Source organism: Streptomyces sp. A0958, assembly GCF_004795035.1.
GTDB lineage: Bacteria > Actinomycetota > Actinomycetes > Streptomycetales > Streptomycetaceae > Streptomyces.
This window is the reverse complement of the sequence record NZ_SSBK01000041.1, coordinates 1-19090: the sequence shown is the minus strand read 5'-3', so window position 1 is coordinate 19090 and position 19090 is coordinate 1. Positions and strand designations below refer to the sequence as shown.

General features: G+C 71.7%; 10 protein-coding genes. 5 read left to right on the top strand and 5 right to left on the bottom strand.

Features of this window, described 5'->3' with window-relative positions:
• Positions 1–306 precede the first annotated feature (306 nt).
• Positions 307–1398 carry a DUF5954 family protein gene (locus E6P78_RS28220; protein ID WP_206307935.1) on the bottom strand — a complete coding sequence of 364 codons (1092 nt, stop codon included), beginning with the start codon at positions 1396–1398 and terminating at the stop codon, positions 307–309.
• A gap of 353 nt (positions 1399–1751) precedes the next feature.
• A complete protein-coding gene (locus E6P78_RS28215) occupies positions 1752–2306 on the bottom strand; it encodes a PadR family transcriptional regulator (RefSeq protein ID WP_136206474.1) in 555 nt (184 codons plus the stop codon).
• A 109-nt stretch (positions 2307–2415) separates the two neighbouring features.
• Here E6P78_RS28215 and E6P78_RS28210 point away from each other — a divergent pair, with 109 nt between their 5' ends.
• Both E6P78_RS28210 and E6P78_RS28205 read left to right on the top strand, forming a co-directional pair.
• Entirely contained in the window at positions 2416–2790 is a 375-nt protein-coding gene (locus tag E6P78_RS28210) for a zinc-binding dehydrogenase (RefSeq protein ID WP_240799398.1), read from the top strand.
• A complete protein-coding gene (locus E6P78_RS28205; RefSeq protein WP_136206473.1) occupies positions 2774–4180 on the top strand; it encodes an MATE family efflux transporter in 1407 nt (468 codons plus the stop codon). Before E6P78_RS28210 ends, E6P78_RS28205 begins: the two co-directional genes overlap by 17 nt.
• 67 nt (positions 4181–4247) lie before the next feature.
• On the opposite strand, the gene E6P78_RS28200 is transcribed toward E6P78_RS28205, so the two are convergent.
• The gene (locus E6P78_RS28200) at positions 4248–4751 is read right to left on the bottom strand and encodes a hypothetical protein (RefSeq protein WP_136206472.1); all 504 of its coding nucleotides are present in this window, start codon (positions 4749–4751) and stop codon (positions 4248–4250) included.
• A 38-nt stretch (positions 4752–4789) separates the two neighbouring features.
• Complete coding sequence (locus E6P78_RS28195; RefSeq protein WP_136206471.1) at positions 4790–5212, bottom strand: nuclear transport factor 2 family protein; 423 nt, start codon at positions 5210–5212, stop codon at positions 4790–4792.
• 130 nt (positions 5213–5342) lie between these two features.
• Between E6P78_RS28195 and E6P78_RS28190 the strand changes: the two genes are divergently transcribed.
• On the top strand, positions 5343–8570 hold the full coding sequence (locus tag E6P78_RS28190; RefSeq protein ID WP_240799397.1) for an AfsR/SARP family transcriptional regulator: 3228 nt from the start codon (positions 5343–5345) through the stop codon (positions 8568–8570).
• A gap of 137 nt (positions 8571–8707) precedes the next feature.
• Here the strand turns inward: E6P78_RS28190 and E6P78_RS28185 are convergent, their stop codons facing one another.
• Entirely contained in the window at positions 8708–8902 is a 195-nt protein-coding gene (locus E6P78_RS28185; protein ID WP_136206470.1) for a hypothetical protein, read from the bottom strand.
• Positions 8903–9252: 350 nt separating this feature from the next.
• On the opposite strand from E6P78_RS28185, the gene E6P78_RS28180 reads away from it, so the two are divergent.
• Complete coding sequence (locus E6P78_RS28180) at positions 9253–10587, top strand: helix-turn-helix domain-containing protein (RefSeq protein ID WP_136206469.1); 1335 nt, start codon at positions 9253–9255, stop codon at positions 10585–10587.
• A 222-nt stretch (positions 10588–10809) separates the two neighbouring features.
• Positions 10810–19090 (top strand): non-ribosomal peptide synthetase (locus tag E6P78_RS28175; protein WP_136206468.1); only part of this gene is annotated, 8281 nt, incomplete at its 3' end.

Here is a 19090-nt window from a genome sequence, read left to right as displayed (position 1 = left end):
CGTTGACGCCGCCCGGCCCGCCGCACGCCGCGCGGCCCGCCGGGTCCGCGCGGCGTGCGACGCCCACGACGGTGGGCGTGCAGAGGCTCTCCAGGACGTCGAGCCAACGCTCCCGGCCGTCGAGCAACGGACTCCGGTGGTGGTTACACACGTACTGGCCGGGCAGCGGGACGGAGATCGTAGTGTTCGGGCCGCCGTGCCGGGTCTCCTTCGTCGCGCACCTCGACGGGATCGAGGTACGCGACGTCGGCCGCTGAGCTGACACGTGCCCGAGGGCGGCCGGCGCGCCGGCGCTTCACCGTACGGTCATGACGCGATGTCCTGATGCCCGGGCTCTTCGCGATGGATCACACCGTCCTCGTCGAGGCGGGGGTGGATGACCGAGGGTTCCACGGTGCTGATGTCAGAGGGGCGCGGGGTTTCCGGGCCGTCGGAACCCCAGCGCAGCAGGCGCCGGATGCGGGCGATCCGGTAGGTGGTGCCGTCGGCCTCGACCTGGTTGAGCCGGCCCTCGCGGAGCCGGTCCGATGCTGCGGCGAGCTCCGCCAGTTCCGCGGCTGCGGGGCTGGGGCCCTGCGCGACGATGGTGTGCGCGTCGACGTCGGCGGGGGTGCCGAGGGGGATCAGGCCGCGCATGCGCGGCTCCCAGACGGTCAGGGAGGAGTTCAGCATGCGGCGGGCGTCGTGCGCGGTGGCCTGCAGGCGACCGCCGACCGTCCATCTCCCCTCGCCGGAGCGCTCCACGACCATGAATCCCGTCGGCATGAGCAGAACGTCGGGGTGGGTCTCCACAGCGTGCGCGGAATCGCGCAGCACAGCCTCGGGGTACCTGGTCCCGGTGTAGGCCAGGGACCGCAGCGACAGCCGTTCCGCGGCCTGAACCGGGGTCAAAGGTGCGTCGGGGTCCAGGACCAGGCCGTCATCGACCCGCGGCCCGGTGCTGTGGTCCCAGTCGGGCGTAAGGGGCTCCGGGTCGGTGGGGCGAGGCAGTTCGAGGGCCCCGCCGGCATCCATGCCCGCGTACTCCTCGGCCCGCACCACGCGGTAGCGGGTATCGAGCACGGCAAGCTCGTTGACCTCCTCCGTCTCCAGCCGGCCGACCGCGGCCAGCAGGGCACGCCGCTCCTGCCTGTCCTGCGCCTCGTCCTTCGCCTTGAACCAGAGCAGGGAGTTCAGCTCGTCGCGGGCCTGCTGCGGGCAGCCGTGCGTCACCTCGACGACCACCCGCCACCGCCGCCCATCCCGCTCGCCTTGCGAGACCACCCCGAACACCGGCCCGCGCACCGCCAGCGAGCTTTTCCGTGCCGCGTCACGGGCGTCGGCCTCGATCGCGGCCTCAACCGGCTCCACCGGAATCCTCACCAGCACAGGCCGCTCGACCTCATCCTCTTCGTTCATGCCCCCATCCTGGCAACAGCCGCCACTCTTCTCATGGTTTCGGCGGATTCTCCCCGCCATACCCCGGGCTGGAACAAGGGGACGACGAACTGAGCAGCGGGCAAGGCAGGCGGTGGAAGCCCGACGGCACGAAGTCCTCCAGGCCGATGACCACGTCCGTGGACGCGTCCTCGGGGGATGTGAGGCTTCCCCGGGCTGACGATCCTGACGCTGGTCGCGATGGGCGCCGTGCTCGTGCTCCCGGTCGTCGGCGACGCGTCCCGGCCCCAGGTTGACCGGGACCGGTGTGCTGACCGCGGCGGTCCTCGCCATCGGCGTACTGAGGCAGCGGCGGCGGGGCTGAGGGCCGGGTCTCACGCCTGCGGGGCCCGGTCGGCGCCGTCCTCGTCGGACAGCTCCCGCAGGGTCTCCTCCAGCCAGGTGCGCTCGGTCCGCCGCGCGGCCCTGGCCATGATCAGCATGCCCTTGCGGAAGCGGTCGTCCACGTCCTTGATCCGCGAGGGAGCACCCGAGTGGCTGAAGAAGCTGGCCGGCTCGGAGAGGAAGTCCAGCCGCCGTTGGAGCACGGCCCGCTGCTGCTCCCGGTCGGGCAGCCGGCTGAGGAACGCCAGCAGGGTGAAGAACGAGCCGCCGTCGGTGATCTCGGCGGTCCGGGGATCGGAGAGCCGCCGCAGAAGCTCCTCCCTGCCGCTCCCGGTGATGTGGAGCACTTGCCGCACCTGCGCCCCGCTGCCCGGTTCGGCCTGCCGCTCGACGTGTCCGGCCTGCCTGAGCCGGTTGAGCGCGGGGTAGAGGGCACCGTCGCTCACCGGCCGGTTGTGCCCGATCAGGTCGGACAGGTGTTGCCGGAGTTCGTAGGCGTGCATGGGCCGTTCGGCCAGGAACCCGAGGATGGAAAGTGTCAGCACGGCCCTCCTGTCAGCGTCTGTTTCCAGACTATCTCTTCTCGACACACTCGATTAGAGGTAGTGTTTCCGCACCGAACGGTGGCCGGCTCCTACGGAAGGCGGGGTGGACATGCGTGCGATGACGCTGGAGCGCCCGGGTGGGCCGGAGGCCCTGTGCCTTCGTGACGTCTGGACCACCCCGGGGGCGCTCCCCGAATCCCGGCTGACCGCCTGGGGCACCCTCGGCCCACGGGACCTGCGGCCCGGACACCGTCCGGTGATCCGTGCCGCCACCTCGTCCGTGTGGAGCGACGGCGCCGACCGGATCGGCGGCCTCGTCGGGGGCACGGCCGTGCTCGACAGCATCGTCCGCCGGGTCGAGTCGGGTGCCAGCCGGGTCGTGACCGACCGGGTCTTGCCGCTGGGGGAACCGGTGGCGGCACACCGCCGTATGGAAGCCAGCCGCGCCACGGGAAAGGTTATGCCCGTTGTCCACCACACCTGACGTCCGGACCGCCGCCGCGAAGTCCGCCGTCCTCTCCCCCGCCGCGACCCGCTGGTCGCTGCTGGGCCTCGGAATCCCGGTCTACCTCGAACTGCTCTCCGGCGTGGTGGCCGGAGTCATCGACACGGTCTGGGTGTCCCGGCTCGGCGAGGCCGCCGTGGGCGCGGTGGCGGTCGCCACGACCCTGGAGAACGTGCTCCTCGGCGTCATCCTCATGGCCAACGTCGGGGCCACCGTGATGATCGCCGACGCGATCGGGGGGAGGAGGCGCGCCGAAATCCCCGTGGTCATGAGCGCGGTGCGGGTGCTGTGGCTCGTCATCACCCCCGTCGTCGCCCTGGGCGGCTTCCTCCTCCGCGACCCCATCGCGCGCCTGCTCGTCGGCGGCGAGGGCGATGTTCTCCGGCTCACCGTGCAGTTCTTCGCCATCTCCTTCCCCGGGATCGCCGTCTTCTTCGCGCAGAACGCCGTCGACGGCATCTTCAAGGGCACCGGCGACACCAGGACCCCCATGCGGACGGCGATCCTGGCCAACGCGCTCATCCTCGTCCTCGACCCCCTGCTGATCTACGGCGTGGGGCCGCTGCCGCGCCTGGGCGTGCGGGGTGCCGCGCTCGGCATGCTCATCGGCCGCACCGCCGCCCTGTGCGTCAGCCTGACGATCCTGCGGCGCAGGCGGGTCGCGGACGTCGGGGAGGCGGAACCGACGGACCTCCGGCTGTGGAGCGCTCTGCGGCGGCTGCTGAACATCGGGCTGCCCGCCTCCGGGGACTTCGTCCTGCGGATGGGGATCAGCATGACCCTGGTCGGCATCGTGGCCCGGTTCGGCGAGGACCCGTTGGCGGCGTACGGCATCGGTTTCAAGGTGCTGTTCTTCGTCACCATGGCCTTCTACGCCGTGCGCCAGGCGGGCAGTATTCTCACCGCCCGCACCCGGGGAGCGGGCGAGTCCGCCGAATTCACGATCGGGCGGCAGAGCGCCGTGCTCGCCACGCTCGTCGGCGCCGGGGCGGGGCTCCCGCTCGCTCTCGGTGGGCGCTTCCTCATGGGACTCTTCAGTGATGCTCCGGGAGTCGTCGACTCGGGTGGAGTACTTTTCCGGTACCTGTTCCCCTACCTGCTGCTCCTGGCCGGAGTGGTGGGCCTCGGCGGAGTCTTCACAGGTGGCGGGCGCTCGCGGGCGCTGTTCTGGGTCACGCTGCTGGGGGCGGTGGTGCAGATTCCGCTCGCTTTCGCCCTGAGCTCGTGGTCCGTGCTCGGGGTGGAGGGCGTCTGGCTGTCGATGATCATCGGAACCGGGGCGCAGTACGCCATGTCCTATGCACTGTTCCGGCGGCACTTCGCCGGAACTGAGAACGACCCCATGGGAAGCGGGCCACGCGCACGGTGAACCGGCACCCCCCGCGGTGGCCGAATACGTGCGGGGCCCGGACGCCTCCGCGTGCGGCGCGTCACCGCTACTCGACGGATGCCTGCCGGGCAAGGAACTCCTCGAACGCCGCCTTCTGCTTCGGGTCCATGAAGCCTTGGCGAACATCGCGTGCCTTCTCCCGGAGCCATCGCGCCTCTCCGGGGGCCAGTAGCTCGGCGACCACCACGCCGTTGCGGGCGACCGCCGTACGCCCTCCTGCGCGGCGACGGTAGAGGGTGAACTCGCCGAACTCCGTGGGGTGGGCCAGTTCCGGCTGCTCCCTCGCGGCCCGGTCCTCGCCCTCGCCCTCGCCCTCGTCCTTGTCCTCGTCCTCGCCCTCGGTGTCACTCGACGGGTAGGCGGTGGGGGCCCAGTGCTCCCAGCGTGCCAGCGTGGCGGCGGGCACCAGCACCGCGTCTTCCGGCGTTTCGCCCGCCTCCCACCGGAACGTGACGCTGACGGGCTCGCCGACCGCCTCGGCCAGCCCGAGCACCCTCTCCATCTCATCGCCGTCCGGGTAAGCCACCGTCACATGGATATGCATGCTCATGGCGCGGGAGGCTACCGCCGGAGAGACCCGGCCGTCCGTCACGGTCCGACGCCCTGCCCTACCGGCTCCGTGTGGTAGTAGCGCGTGCAGGACTCCACCATGCCGTCGTCGGCGATGCGGAAGAAGTCCACGAAGCGCAGGCAGGTGTCCTCGGTGCCCGAGGTGATGCGGCGGCCGACGGTGACGATGCTCCGGTCGTGGGCGACGACGCGGTCGATCTCGTGGCGGGTGTGGGGCCCGGTGTGGTCGCGGTGGGCACGCGGGACGGCGGTGCGGCCACGGGCGGTGGGGACGCCGGGCAGTTCCAGTTCGACGCGGTCGTGGAGCAGCGATGCGCACGCGTCGAGGTCGTCGGCGTCGAGGTAGTCGTAGACGAGGCGGACGTGGTCGGTGCCGGCGGCGGTGACCAGGTCGCTCACCGTGTTCGGGCCTGTGGTGCTCGTCCAGGCGTCGGTGTGCATGGGACGCCTCCTTTCTCCTTCGCGGCGCACTCTTCCGCAGTGCGCCAACCCCCGCTTATCGCGCCGCTATTCGCTGTGCCGTCACGCTGGGGCAGGCAGGATGGACAGATCCGTGGGGGTTGTGAAAACTTTGGGGAAGTTGATCCCGGAGTATCAACGCGCTTACGAGCTGGGGGTCTCGGTGGCCGAGGGTACGACGCACACGGTCCAGGATGCCCCCGGCGCGCCACGGCCCCCTTTCCAGTTGCTGGGCCCGCTCCAGGTGCGGGGCAAGGACGGGCCTCTGCGGGTGCCGCCGGGGCGCCAGGAAGTGATCCTGGCCGCTCTGCTGCTGGAGGCAAACCGGGTGGTCAGTACGAACTACCTGGTGGACCTCATCTGGGAGGACAACCCTCCGGAGACCGCGCGCACCCAGGTGCAGATATGTGTCTCCCGGCTGCGGAAGCTGCTGGCCGGTGCGGACAGTACGGTCTCGATAACGACCCGGCCACCGGGTTACGTACTCCACATCGACACCGGGGACGTCGACTCGCTGCTGTTCACCGGTCTGGTCGCGATGGCGCGGCGGCAGCGTGACGAGGGCGAGGCGGAGAAGGCGGTGGCGCTGCTGAAGTCGGCGGTGGCCCTGTGGCAGGGCGATTCGCTGACCGGTCTTGTGAGCGGTCCGCTCGCCAACAAGGCCCGCCAACTGGACGAGGAGCGGCTGAGCGCCGTCGAGTTGCGGATGCAGCTGGAACTGGAGCTGGGGCGGCACGACCGGCTCGTGGGTGAGCTCCAACTCCTCACCCATGAGAATCCGTTGCGTGAGCGGCTGCGCGGGCAGCTGATGTGCGCCCTGTACTGGTCGGGGCGTCAGGCGGAGGCGCTGGAGGCGTTCCGCACCGGGCGCAGGATTCTCGACCAGGAACTGGGGCTGGCACCGGGCAGGGAGCTGCGCCGGCTGGAGGCGGCCATCCTCACGGGTGAACTGCCCCCGCCGGTCCGCGCACCCCGGCCCCGTACCGAGAAGGCCGAAACCGCCCCGGCCGCCGCCTCGGCCCCCGCGCCGGCCATCGCAGCCGGCCACGCGGCAGGCGGAGGCCAGGTGCCGTCCGGCGGCCCCGGCCCCGCACCGCACGACGGCGCCGAGCGCACCGCGGACCGGGACGACACCGGCGAGCCGGCCCAAAAGCCGTCCTCCTCCCCCGCATCCGGGCGGGACGCCCCCGGCCGGTCCGAAGGGCAGCCGCACGATGCCCGGCCCCAGCAACTCCCCGCCGCTACCTCCGACTTCGTCGCGGACGAGGCCCAGCTCGTCGCGTTGGAGCAGGCGTTGACCAGCGGGCGGGACCGCAAGGCGGTGGGGCTCGCCGTGATCACCGGCAAGCCGGGCACCGGCAAGTCCACGCTCGCCGTCAACATCGCGCACCGGCTCGCCGAGACGGGGTTCCCCGACGGTCAGCTCTACTGCGACCTGCGCGGCACCGGCACCCCCGCCACCACCCTGGAGGTACTGGGCCGCTTCCTGCGGGCCCTGGGCATCCCGGGCCAGCTGATCCCGGACTCGCTGGACGAGCGGGCGGAGATGTACCGGACTCGGCTCGCCTCGCGCCGCCTCCTGGTCGTCCTGGACGACGCCGCCACCGAGAGCCAGGTGCAGCCGCTGCTCCCGGGCAGCCGCGACTGCGCCGTGCTGGTGACCAGTCGGGCCAGGCTGACCGCGCTGCCGGGTGCGCACCGCGTCGAGCTGGACGTCCTGGACGAGGAGCGGGCGCTGGAGCTGCTGTCCAGGATCATCGGGCAGGAGAGGGTCGAGGGCGAGGCGGCGTCCGCCGCGGCTCTGGTGCGTACGGTCGGGCGGCTGCCGCTGGCCCTGCGCATCGTGGCCGCCCGGCTCGCCGCCCGCCCGCACTGGACGCTCGCGTCGATGGTGCACAGGCTGGCCAACGAACGGCACCGTCTGGACGAGTTGGCGCATGGCGAGATGACGATGCGGGCCAGCCTCTCGCTCACGTACAACGGTCTGGCGGCGGAGGACCGCGGGCTGCTGCGGTTGCTGAGCATGTCCCGGACGCCGACGCTGCCCGGCTGGCTGGCCGGCGCCCTGCTGGACGACGACCGCCCGGTGCCGTCGGACCTGATGGAGCCGCTGGTCGACATGCAGATGCTCGACGTCGTCGGGGTGGAGCGCGCCGGCGGCTACCGGTACCAGTTCCACGAGATCATCCGGGTCTACGCCCGCGAGCAACTGGCCGCGCACGACGCCCCGGAGCTGCGGCGGTCCGCGCTCACGCGCATGGCGGGCGGCTGGATGTACCTCGCGCAGGAGGCCCATCGCAAGGTGTACGGCGGCGACTTCACCGTGCTGCACGGCGATGCCCCGCGCTGGGCGCCGCCCCCGTCCTGCACCGGGGAGCTGCTCGCCGATCCGCTGGCCTGGTTCGACGCGGAGCAGGCCGCGCTGTGCGGGATGGTGGAGCACGCCGCCGACGAGGGCCTGCACGACGTCAGCTGGGACCTGGCGACGACCCTGGTCACCCTGTTCGAGGTGCGGGGCCACTACGACCTGTGGGAACAGACCCATGTTCGGGCGCTGGCCGCCGTGCGCAAGGCCGGCAACCTGCGGGGCACCGCCGCTGTACGCGCCTCGCTCGGCTCGTTGTACATGAGCCGCAACGAGTTCGACATGGCCCGCCAGGCGCTGAGTTCGGCGCTCGACGTCTTCCAGGCGCTGGACGAGCCGCAGGGCGAGGCGCTGTGTCGCCGCGACATGGCGCTGATCGCCCGGACGAACGGTGAGGACGACACCGCTCTCGAACTGTACGAACGGTCCCTGGCCGACTTCGACCGGGCCGGTGACGTGGTGGGCCGGGCGATCGTGCTCACGCAGAGCGCCCACATCCGGATGCGCCGGGGCGAGACGGACGCGGCGCAGGTCCAGTTGGACGAGGCGCTGGAGATATACGACGGGGTCGGCTACCTGGGAGGCAGGGCGCGGACCCTGCGCAGGGTGGGGCAGTTGCTGCTGGAGCGGGCCGAGCTCGATCTCGCGGTGCTGACGTTCACGGAGGTCCTGGAGCTGTGCCGGGACTCGGGCGATGTGATCGGCGAGGGGCATCTGCTGCGCGACCTGGGCCATGCGTTCGCGTTGATGGGGCGGCCCGACCGGGCCAGGTACTTCTTCGACCGGGCCGTCGCTGCCCGGGAGCAGATCATGGATTTCGGCGGTGGCGCTCTGGCCCGCCTGGATCTGGCGCGTCTGCTGGAGGACGAACCGGGGCGTTCCCGGGAACTGCTGGCCCCCGCGCTGGAAGTGTTCAGGGACCGGGGCATGAAGCGTGAACTGGCGGAGACGCGGCGGCTGCTCGGCACCGGCTGAGACGAGCGGGCGCGGGGTGGCCGGGAGATTCGGCCGGCTCGGCGGGGGCTGAAGTCAGCGGGCGCGGTGGCGGCTGAGGTCAGCGTGCGCGGGGCGTGCTCCGGGGCCGTGGCCCTTTGGGCGGCATGCCCGGGCGGTCAGTCCCAGGGGTTGTTCTCGGTGGGGCCGGTGGCGCCGGGGGTGGGGGTGCTGGTGGTCGTGGTCGGCTGGGTGCCGGTGCCCGACGCGTCGTCGGCCCAGCCGGCCTGGACACCGATTCCGGTCACGATCACGACCGCGGCGGTGGCGAAGGCGGCGCGCAGGGCGTTGCGGGCGGTGGTGTTCTTCGTCATCGGACTGTCCTTTCGTCGGTGTTCCGTCTCCTTGTGGACACCACGTTAGGAAGGGCCGGATTCACCGCACCGGTCCCGGCCTTATCCCCCCGCTATCACGGGCCCGCGCCCCTATCGCCTGTGGCGCGCGCCCGGCCCGGCCAGGGCGTCCGCCGCCTCTCGTCCGCGCCCCGCCGCTATCCCGGGGCGGGCCGGGGCGCCCCGGGCGGCGTTGGTCCGGCGATGCCCCCCGGATAGGCCGCGTGGGGAGGATGCGCGGCAGAAGCAAGGCACGACAGCCGTCCCTCCCCAGCGCCCCGGCCCGCAGCCGCTTCCGGGGTCGCCCCTCCCCGACGAGCAGGAGTCCTTCCATGACGCTCAGCCTCCCCCCGCAGGGCACCCCGGCGACCCCCGCCCCGCTCGGTTCCCTGATACGCGGCCACCGGCTCCGTATCGGTCTGACCCAGCGGGAGCTGGCGGACCTCTCGACCATCAGCGTGCGCGCCATCCGGGACCTGGAGAAGGGGAAGGCCCAGCGGCCGAGAACGGACACGGTGCGTCTGATCGCCGACGCGCTGAGACTCGGCCCCCGGTCGCGTACCGCGCTGGAGGAGGCGGCCGGACGAGGGCCGCGGGCGGGCGGTGACGTCCGGCGCCTGTCCGTGGAGCGGGCCGCGCCGCCCGTGCCGCTGTATCCGCTGGTGGGCCGGGAGGCGGAGACCGGTGTGGTCGTGGAGGAGCTGGGGTCGGGCGCCGAGCGGCTGATCACCGTCGTCGGGCTGAGCGGCGTCGGCAAAACCCGGCTCGCCCTGGAGGCTGCCGCCCGCCTGCACGACGCCGGGCTGCCCGTGCTGTGGCACTCCGGCGACGGGGCCACCGCCGACTGCCTGCGCGCCGACGACGACCCGCTGCCCCGGCTGGCCGAGGGGTGCGCGCGTTTCCTGCGCGGCGAGGGTCACGCCGGGGAGCTGCTGCCCGAACTGGCGGAGGTCCTGGGAATCATCGGCGGACCCGGCACCGTACTCGTCCTCGACGGCGTCGACACGTGCGGGCTCGACTTCGGCCGGCTGAGCGGTCTGCTGCGCGCGTTCCCGGGCCTGCGCCTGCTGATCACCGGGGAACGGCCGTGGAACGTACCCGGGGAACGCCTCTTCCTGCTCTCCCCGTTGGAGGCGCCCGCACCGGCCGCCGGGCACACGGACGCCGCCGCCGTCCGGTTCTTCCTCAGCCAGCTGCGCCGGGTCCGCCCCGACATCGTGCCCGACGAGCAGGCGCTCGCCGATGTCGCCTGGATCTGCCACCGCCTCGACGGCCACCCGGCCGCGCTCGCCGCCGCCGCCTCCTGGCTCACCGTCTGCGATCTGTCCACCCTGCGCGACATCGTCGACTCCGACCCGGCCCCGCTGCTCGACCACCTCGCCGGGGGCCCGGACGGCTCCCGCCTCCAGGAGCGGGTCGGCCGCACCCTCGCGGCGCTGCCTCCCGCGTACCGGACGCTCGTCGGCGACCTGTGCCGTGCGGGCGACGGGGAGTTCCTGCTCCAGGACGTCGTCCGGCTGACCGGGCGCACGCTGCCGGAGTGCGGCCGGCTGATCCGGGAGCTGCTGGTCAGCGGGGTGGTCCGGTCCAGTGCGGACAGCGGCCGCTCGGGTTTCCGCGTCCTGTGCGTGGTGCGCGCGTCGGCGGGCGCCGCGGCTGCCGTCTGACTGCCGCAGCCGCGCCGAACTGCTGGCCCTACCGCCGGAACAACTGCCGCTCGGCACGCGGCTCCGGCGGTTGTATGGCACTGCCGGCCCGCACCGACGACCGGGCGAGGCCGGCCGGTCCGGCCCCTCCCGCCCGGTCCGCCGGCCCCGTACCGCCCGCACCCCTCGGCTCCGCGCCCTCAGGACCCGCCCATCCCCGCCGCGACCCACACAGGAGACCCCATGCCGTCCGACGCGACCGTCGCACCCGCTCCGGCCGCCTTCCGGTTGCCGCTCTCGGAGGCTCAGCGCGACATCTGGACGGCCCACACCCTGGACCCCACCGGCCTGAAGTACAACGTCGCCGAGTGCCGGGACATCCTCGGCCCGGTCGACCCGGCGCTGATGGCGGCCGCCTGGCACCGCCTCGTCGCGGAGGCGGACGTCATGCGCACCCGCTGCTTCGAGGACGACGGCGAGACCGTGTGGCAGCTGATCGACGCCGAACCGGGCGCCCGTACCCTCCCGTTCACCGATGTGAGCGCCGAGGACGACCCGGAGCGCGCGGCGTGGGATCTGGTGGACGCGGCGGTCGGCACCGCCTTCGACCTGACCTGCGAAACCCCGGTCCGCTGCGCGCTGATCAAGCTGGCCGATGACCGGTACTTCTACTTCTACGGTTTCCACCACCTGCTGGTCGACGGCGTGAGCGTGTCGATGCTGCTGAAGCGGCTGGTCGAGCTGTACGAGAAGGCGGTCGCCGGCGAGCCGTGGGGCGATACGCCGTTCGGCCGGCTGACCGACCTCCAGGCCGAGGACGCGGCCTGGCGGGGCTCCGAGGATGCCGCCGCCGAACGGGCCGCCTGGCGCGAGCACTTGGCCGGGGCGCCGGAGACTCCGCACAGCCTGGTCCGGGGAGCCGGCCGGGCGGCCCCGTCCCGGGGCGCCCTGCCGTTCTCCCGGCGCACGGTCCTGGTGCCGGCGGCGGACGCGGACCGGCTGCGTGCCGTCGCGCGTTCCGAGCGGGTCTCCTGGCCGGTGCTGGTGGTCGCCCTGTTCACGGTGTACCTGCACCGCGTCACGGCACAGGACGAGCTGATGCTCGCACTGCCGGTGACGGGCCGGACCACGAAGGCCGCCCGCAGCACACCCGGCATGACGTCGAACGTCGTACCGCTGCGGCTGCGGGTGGGCGCCGGGGAAACCCTCCATACCCTGGTACGGGCGGTATCCGCCGAGGTCAAGCACGGTCTGCGCCATCAGCTGACGCGTTACGAGGACCTGCGGCGGGACGCCGGCACCCTCACCGGCGCCCGCAGGCTGACCGGGCCGGTGCTCAACATCATGGGCTTCAACGCCGACATGACGGTGTGCGGCCACCCCACGATCAACCACAACGTGAGCAACGGCCCGGTGGACGACCTCAGCGTCGCGGTGTACGACCTGGGCGCGGCGGACGGCCTGCGGATCGACTTCGACACCCCCGTCGAGGGGGTCGACGTCGACGCCGTCGCCGCCCACCACGACCGCTTCACCGCCTTCCTCAGGGCTGCCCTCGCCCCGGCCGGGGAGCGGGGAGAGCCGGCCGATCGCAGGGTCGCGGAGCTGGAGGTGCTGTCGGCGGACGAACGGGAGCTGCTGCTCGGGGCGTGGGCGGGGACCGTGGTCGACCGGGACGACGTCTCGCTGGTGGAGCGGTTCGAGGCGCAGGTTGCCCGGTCCCCGGAGGCGGTCGCGCTGATCGACGGCGAGCGACGGGTTACGTACGCGGAGCTGAACGCCACCGCCAACCAGTGGGCCCAGCACCTGCGTTCACGCGGGCTCGGGCGGGGCGACCTCGCGGGAATTCTGCTGGAGCGCAATGTCACATTTGCCACGGCACTGATCGCCGTCCTCAAGACCGGCGCCGGACACGTACTCCTGGACCCGGACTTCCCCGACGAACGGCTCCGGTCTGCGGCCACCGAGGCCGGAATCAGCCACCTCGTCACCCACACAGAACTCGCCGGCCGCCTTGAGGGCCCGTGGACGACGTGCGCGGAAGGGCCGGACGAGGTCTCGGCGTACAGCTCGGCCAACCTCAATGTGCCGATCCAGGGTGACGACCTCGCCTGCGTGATGTTCACCTCCGGCTCCACCGGACGGCCCAAGGGCATCGTCTCCTCACACCGCAACCTCGTATCCACCCTGGTCGGACAGACCTACCTCCCGACCAGCCCCGACGAGGTGTTCCTCCAGTCCTCGCCCGTCTCCTGGGACGCCTTCAGCCTCGAATTCTGGGGGCCGTTGCTGCACGGCGGCCGGGTCGTGCTCCAGCCCGGACAGAAGCCGGAGCCGGCGCTGATCGCAGAGCTCGCGCGTCGGCACCGAGTGACGACTCTGTTGCTGTCGGCCAGCCTCTTCAACTACCTCACCGACGAACACCCCGAGACGTTCGCGTCCGTCACGACCGCCTACACGGTCGGTGAAGCGGCATCCCCCGCCCACGTACACAAGCTCCTGAACACCCGGCCCGGAACCAGGGTGATCAACGGATACGGCCCCGCCGAGGCCATGATCTACGCCACCACCCACACCATCGAACCCACCGACCAACCCCACACCGCCATCCCCATCGGCTCACCACTGACCAACAAGCCCCTCTACGTCCTCGACCCCACGCTCCGACTCTGCGCACCCGGTGCCACCGGTGAGCTGTACGTAGCCGGCGACGGCCTCGCCCACGGCTACCTCAACCGCTCCGACCTCACCGCCACCCACTTCATCCCCAACCCCTACGGACCCCCCGGAACCCGCCTCTACCGCACCGGAGACCTCGCCCACTTCGACCAGCACGGCCACCTCCACTACGAAGGCCGCGCGGACGACCAGGTGAAGATCCGTGGTTTCCGGATCGAGCCCAGTGAGGTCGAGACCGCGCTCCTCACCCACCCGCAGATAACTCAGGCCGTCGTCACCACCCACCGTGACCAGCTCTCCGCGTATGTGGTCGGCAGTGCCGTGGCCATGGAGGACGTCCGTCGCCACCTCGCCGCCCGGCTGCCCGAACACCTGGTCCCCGCCTACCTCACCCCGCTCGACCGGCTCCCCCTCATGCCCAACGGGAAGATCGACAAGCGGGCTCTGCCCGAGCCGGTCGCGGTCTCGTCGGGCGGACGCGCCCCGCGCACCCTGTTGGAAGAGACCCTGACCAGCCTCTTCACCAGCACGCTCAGCTCGCCCACGGACCTGTCGATCGACGACGACTTCTTCCACCACGGCGGGCACTCCATCCTCGCCGCCCGTCTCACCAACCGGATCGCGCAGGCCCTGGGCGTCCGGCTGACGATCCGGGACGTCTTCCAGAACCCGACCGTGGTGCAGCTCGCGGCGAAGGTCAGCACGGAGAAGGGCCTGCCCGCGCTGCCTCCGCTGACCGCCGGTGAGGGGCCCGACGAAGGGCCGGCCCCGGTGTCGTTCGCCCAGCGGCGGTTGTGGCTGCTGGCGGACCTGGAGGGCGGCAGCACCGCCTACAACGTGCCGATGGCGGTACGTCTGGAGGGCGAGCTGAACGTCGACGCCCTTGAGGCGGCGCTCAACGACGTGGTCGAGCGGCACGCGCCCCTGCGGACCCTGTTCGAGACGGTCGACGGCGAACCGCGACAGCGCGTCCTCCCCGCCTCGCAGGCCCGGGTGGTGGTCGAGCGCTGTGAGGTGGCCCCGGACGCGCTGGGCCGGGCGATGGCCGAGGCCGGTCGCCACGTCTTCGACCTCCGGACCGAACTCCCTCTCACCGTCCAGCTGTTCCGCGTGGACGAGGCGACGCATCACCTCGTGATCGTGCTGCATCACATCGCCACGGACGGTGAGTCCGGCAACGTGTACTTCGCGGACCTCGCCCACGCCTACGAGGCACGGGTTGCGGGTGCCGAAGGCCAGGTGTTGGAGCCGCTGCCGGTGCGGTACGCGGACTACGCGGCTTGGCAGCAGCGGGTGTTGGGCTCGGCCGACGACGCGGACAGTGTGCTGTCGCAGGAGCTGGCCTTCTGGCGCAAGAACCTGGATGGGCTGCCGGAGGAGCACGGGCTCAATCCGGACCGCCCCCGGCCGGCACGTGCCTCACATCGTGGCGGAGCCGTCGAAGTCGCCCTGCGCGGCGACCTGTTCGAGCGTGTCGGCGAGCTGGCTCGCGCCGAAGGGTGCACGCCGTTCATGGTCGTGCACGCCGCGCTCGCCGCCGCCCTCACCCGCCTCGGGGCCGGTACGGATCTGGCCATCGGCTCCCCCGTCGTCGGCCGCACCGACGAAGCACTGCGCGACCTCGTCGGCTTCTTCGTCAACACCCTGGTCCTGCGCACAAATACGGAGGGCGACCCGACCTTCCGCGAACTCCTCGAACGCGTCCGCACCACCGACCTCGACGCCTTCGCCCACCAGGACGCACCCTTCGACCTCGTCCTCGACGCCGCCAACCCTCCCCGCACGCTGTCCCGCCACCCCCTCTTCCAGATCTGTCTCACCCTGGAGACCGGCACCCCCGTGCTCGGTCTGCCGGGGGTGCGGCCGGGTCGCGTCCAGACCTTCGCCAACGGGTCGGCCAAGTTCGACCTGGAGTTCCTGCTCCGCTCGGACGACGGCCAGGGCTTGCACGGCATGGTCGTCTTCGCGGAGGACCTGTTCGACCCCTCCACCGTCCAGCGCATGGTGACCGTCCTCGGTGAGGTGCTGCGGCAGGCGGTGGCCGACCCGGAGGTACACCTCGCGGAGCTGGAGGTGCTGTCGGCGGACGAACGGGAGCTGCTGCTCGGGGCGTGGGCGGGGACCGTGGCCGACCGGGACGACGTCTCGTTGGTGGAGCGGTTCGAGGCGCAGGTTGCCCGGTCCCCGGAGGCGGTCGCGCTGATCGACGGCGAGCGACGGGTTACGTACGCGGAGCTGAACGCCACCGCCAACCGCTGGGCCCAGCACCTGCGTTCACGCGGGCTCGGGCGGGGCGACCTCGCGGGGATTCTGCTGGAGCGCAATGTCACATTTGCCACGGCACTGATCGCCGTCCTCAAGACCGGCGCCGGACACGTACTCCTGGACCCGGACTTCCCCGACGAACGGCTCCGCTCTGCGGCCACCGAGGCCGGAATCAGCCACCTCGTCACCCACACAGAACTCGCCGGCCGCCTTGAGGGCCCGTGGACGACGTGCGCGGAAGGGCCGGACGAGGTCTCGGACTACGACTCGGCCAACCTCGGGATACCGGTCCAGGGTGACGACCTCGCCTGCGTGATGTTCACCTCCGGCTCCACCGGACGGCCCAAGGGCATCGTCTCCTCACACCGCAACCTCGTATCCACCCTGGTCGGACAGACCTACCTCCCGACCAGCCCCGACGAGGTGTTCCTCCAGTCCTCGCCCGTCTCCTGGGACGCCTTCAGCCTCGAATTCTGGGGGCCGTTGCTGCACGGCGGGACCGCCGTACTCCAGCCCGGACAGAAGCCCGAGCCCGCGCTCATCGCGGAACTCGCGCCCCGCCACAAGGTCACCACCCTGCTGCTGTCGGCCAGCCTCTTCAACTACCTCACCGACGAACACCCCGAGACGTTCGCGTCCGTCACAACCGCCTACACGGTCGGTGAAGCGGCATCCCCCGCCCACGTACACAAGCTCCTGCACTCCCGGCCCGGGATCAGGGTGATCAACGGATACGGCCCCGCCGAGGCGATGATCTACGCCACCACCCACACCATCGAACCCACCGACCAACCCCACACCGTCATCCCCATCGGCTCACCACTGACCAACAAGCCTCTCTACGTCCTCGACACCACGCTCCGACTCTGCGCACCCGGTGCCACCGGTGAGCTGTACGTAGCCGGCGACGGCCTCGCCCACGGCTACCTCAACCGCTCCGACCTCACCGCCACCCACTTCATCCCCAACCCCTACGGACCCCCCGGAACCCGCCTCTACCGCACCGGAGACCTCGCCCACTTCGACCAGCACGGCCACCTCCACTACGAAGGCCGCGCCGACAGTCAGATCAAGATCCGGGGCTTCCGCATCGAGCCCGCCGAGGTGGAGGCGGCCCTCCTCACCCACCCCCACATCACCCAGGCCACCGTCACCACCCACCACAAGCAGCTGTCCGCCTACGTGGTCACGAGCACCGACACGGTGACCATGCAGGATGTCCGTCGCCACCTCGTGGACCGCCTCCCGGAACATCTCGTCCCCGCCTACCTCACCCCGCTCGACCGGCTCCCCCTCATGCCCAACGGGAAGATCGACAAGCGGGCTCTGCCCGAGCCGGTCGCGGCCGTGGTGTCGGAGCGTGCGCCGCAGAGCCAGCTCGAAGAGGTCGCGGTCGCACTCTTCAGCCGGGTGCTGGGCACCTCGGGCCCGGTGGGCGTCGAGGACAGTTTCTTCGCCCATGGCGGTCACTCGCTGCTGGCGGCCCGCCTCACCAACCACATCGCCGAGGTGCTGGGCGTCCGGCTGACCATCCGGGACGTGTTCCAGCACCCGACCCCGGCGCGCCTCGCCCAGTACATCGCCTCGCTGAAGGGGCGGCCGGCGCTCCCGCCGCTCACCGCCGGCGCATGGGCCGGTGACAACGACGCGCCCGTGTCGTTCGCTCAGCGCCGCCTGTGGCTGCTGGCCGAACTCGACGGCGGCAGCACCGCGTACAACGTGCCGATGGCCGTACGCCTGACAGGCCCGCTGGACGTGGACGCCTTGGAGTCCGCGCTCAACGACGTGGCGGAGCGCCATACTCCCCTGCGGACCGTGTTCGCGACGGTCGACGGCGAACCGCGCCAACATGTCCGGCCGGCCGCGCAGGCCCGCGTGGTCATCGAGCGCCGGGGGTCCACGCCGGAGACGCTGGACGGCGACCTGGACGTGGCTGCCCGGCACCGGTTCGACCTCAAGACGGAGAACCCCCTGCGGGTCACCCTCTTCGAGCTCGGTGACGGACACCTCGTCCTCCACCTGCTGGTACACCACATCGCGACGGACGGCCGGTCCGCCGGCGTCTTCTTCGACGACCTGTCCCGGGCCTACGAGGCGCGGGTTGCGGGCGCCGAGGGCCAGGTGCTGGAGCCGCTGCCGGTGAGGTACGCCGACTACGCCGTCTGGCAGCAGCGGGTGTTGGGGTCGGGTGACGACGCGGAGAGCGTCCTGGCGCAGGAGCTGGCCTTCTGGCACAAGACCCTGGAAGGCCTGCCCGAGGAACACGCCCTGAACCTCGACCGCCCACGCCCCGCGGAGGCCTCGCACCGTGGAGGGGAGGTCGAAGTCGCCCTGGGAGACGAGCTGTTCGAGCGCGTCGGGGAACTGGCCCGTGCCGAAGGGTGCACGCCGTTCATGGTCGTGCACGCCGCGCTCGCCGCCACCCTCACCCGCCTCGGGGCCGGTACGGACCTGGCCATCGGCTCCCCCGTCGCCGGCCGCACCGACGAAGCACTGCGCGACCTCGTCGGCTTCTTCGTCAACACCCTCGTCCTGCGCACCCACACCGACGGCAACCCGACCTTCCGCGAACTCCTCGAACGCGTCCGCACCACCGACCTCGACGCCTTCGCCCACCAGGACGCACCCTTCGACCTCGTCCTCGACACCCTCAACCCCACCCGCACCCTCTCCCGCCACCCCCTCTTCCAGATCTGCCTCACCCTGGAGGCGGGAGAGACACCGGCGCTGAGCCTGGGTGGTGACCGGTCGGCCGAGGTGCTGGGCCTGACCAACGGGTCGGCCAAGTTCGACCTGGAGTTCCTGCTCCGCTCGGACGACAGCCGAAGCCTGCACGGCGCGGTCGTCTTCGCGGAGGACCTGTTCGACCCCTCCACCGTCCAGCGCATGGTGACCGTCCTCGGTGAGGTGCTGCGGCAGGTGGTGGCCGACCCGGAGGTACACCTCGCGGAGCTGGAGGTGCTGTCGCGGGACGAGCGCGAGCTGCTGCTCGGGCCCTGGGCCGGGGCCGTGGTCGACGTGGACGACGCCTCGCTCGTGGAGCGGTTCGAGGCGCAGGCCGCCCGCTCGCCGGAGGCGGTCGCGCTGATCGACGGCGACCAGCGGGTTACGTACGCGGAGCTGAACGCCACCGCCAACCAGTGGGCTCGGCACCTGCGTTCACGAGGTTTGGGCCGGGGTGACCTGGCGGGCGTCCTCCTGGAACGTAACGCCTCGTTCGCCGCTGCGGTGATCGCGGTGGTCAAGGCCGGTGCCGGCTACACGCTGCTCGACCCGGACTTCCCCGACGAGCGTCTGCGGGCCGCCGCCGACGACGCGGGGATCGTTCTGCTCCTCACCGATGACACCCTCGGCCGGCGTGTGGAGGGGCCCTGGACCGTGGTCTCCTGCTCCTCGGGGGCTCCGGCCGACGAGTCGGACGTGAACCTGAACCTGCCGCTGGTGGGTGGCGATGTGGCGTGCGTGATGTTCACCTCGGGGTCCACCGGGCGGCCCAAGGGCATCCTGTCCTCGCACCGCAACCTCGTATCCACCGTCACCGCACAGAACTACGGACACTTCGGTCCCGGCGAAGTCTTCC

Excerpts from the sequence above, each read along its gene's own strand:
- E6P78_RS28210 (WP_240799398.1), top strand. The coding sequence starts at position 2,416 with ATGCGTGCGATGACGCTGGAGCGCCCGGGTGGGCCGGAGGCCCTGTGC.
- E6P78_RS28185 (WP_136206470.1), bottom strand. The coding sequence starts at position 8,902 with ATGACGAAGAACACCACCGCCCGCAACGCCCTGCGCGCCGCCTTCGCC.
- E6P78_RS28200 (WP_136206472.1), bottom strand. The coding sequence starts at position 4,751 with ATGAGCATGCATATCCATGTGACGGTGGCTTACCCGGACGGCGATGAG.
- E6P78_RS28220 (WP_206307935.1), bottom strand. The coding sequence starts at position 1,398 with ATGAACGAAGAGGATGAGGTCGAGCGGCCTGTGCTGGTGAGGATTCCG.
- E6P78_RS28180 (WP_136206469.1), top strand. The coding sequence starts at position 9,253 with ATGACGCTCAGCCTCCCCCCGCAGGGCACCCCGGCGACCCCCGCCCCG.
- E6P78_RS28195 (WP_136206471.1), bottom strand. The coding sequence starts at position 5,212 with ATGCACACCGACGCCTGGACGAGCACCACAGGCCCGAACACGGTGAGC.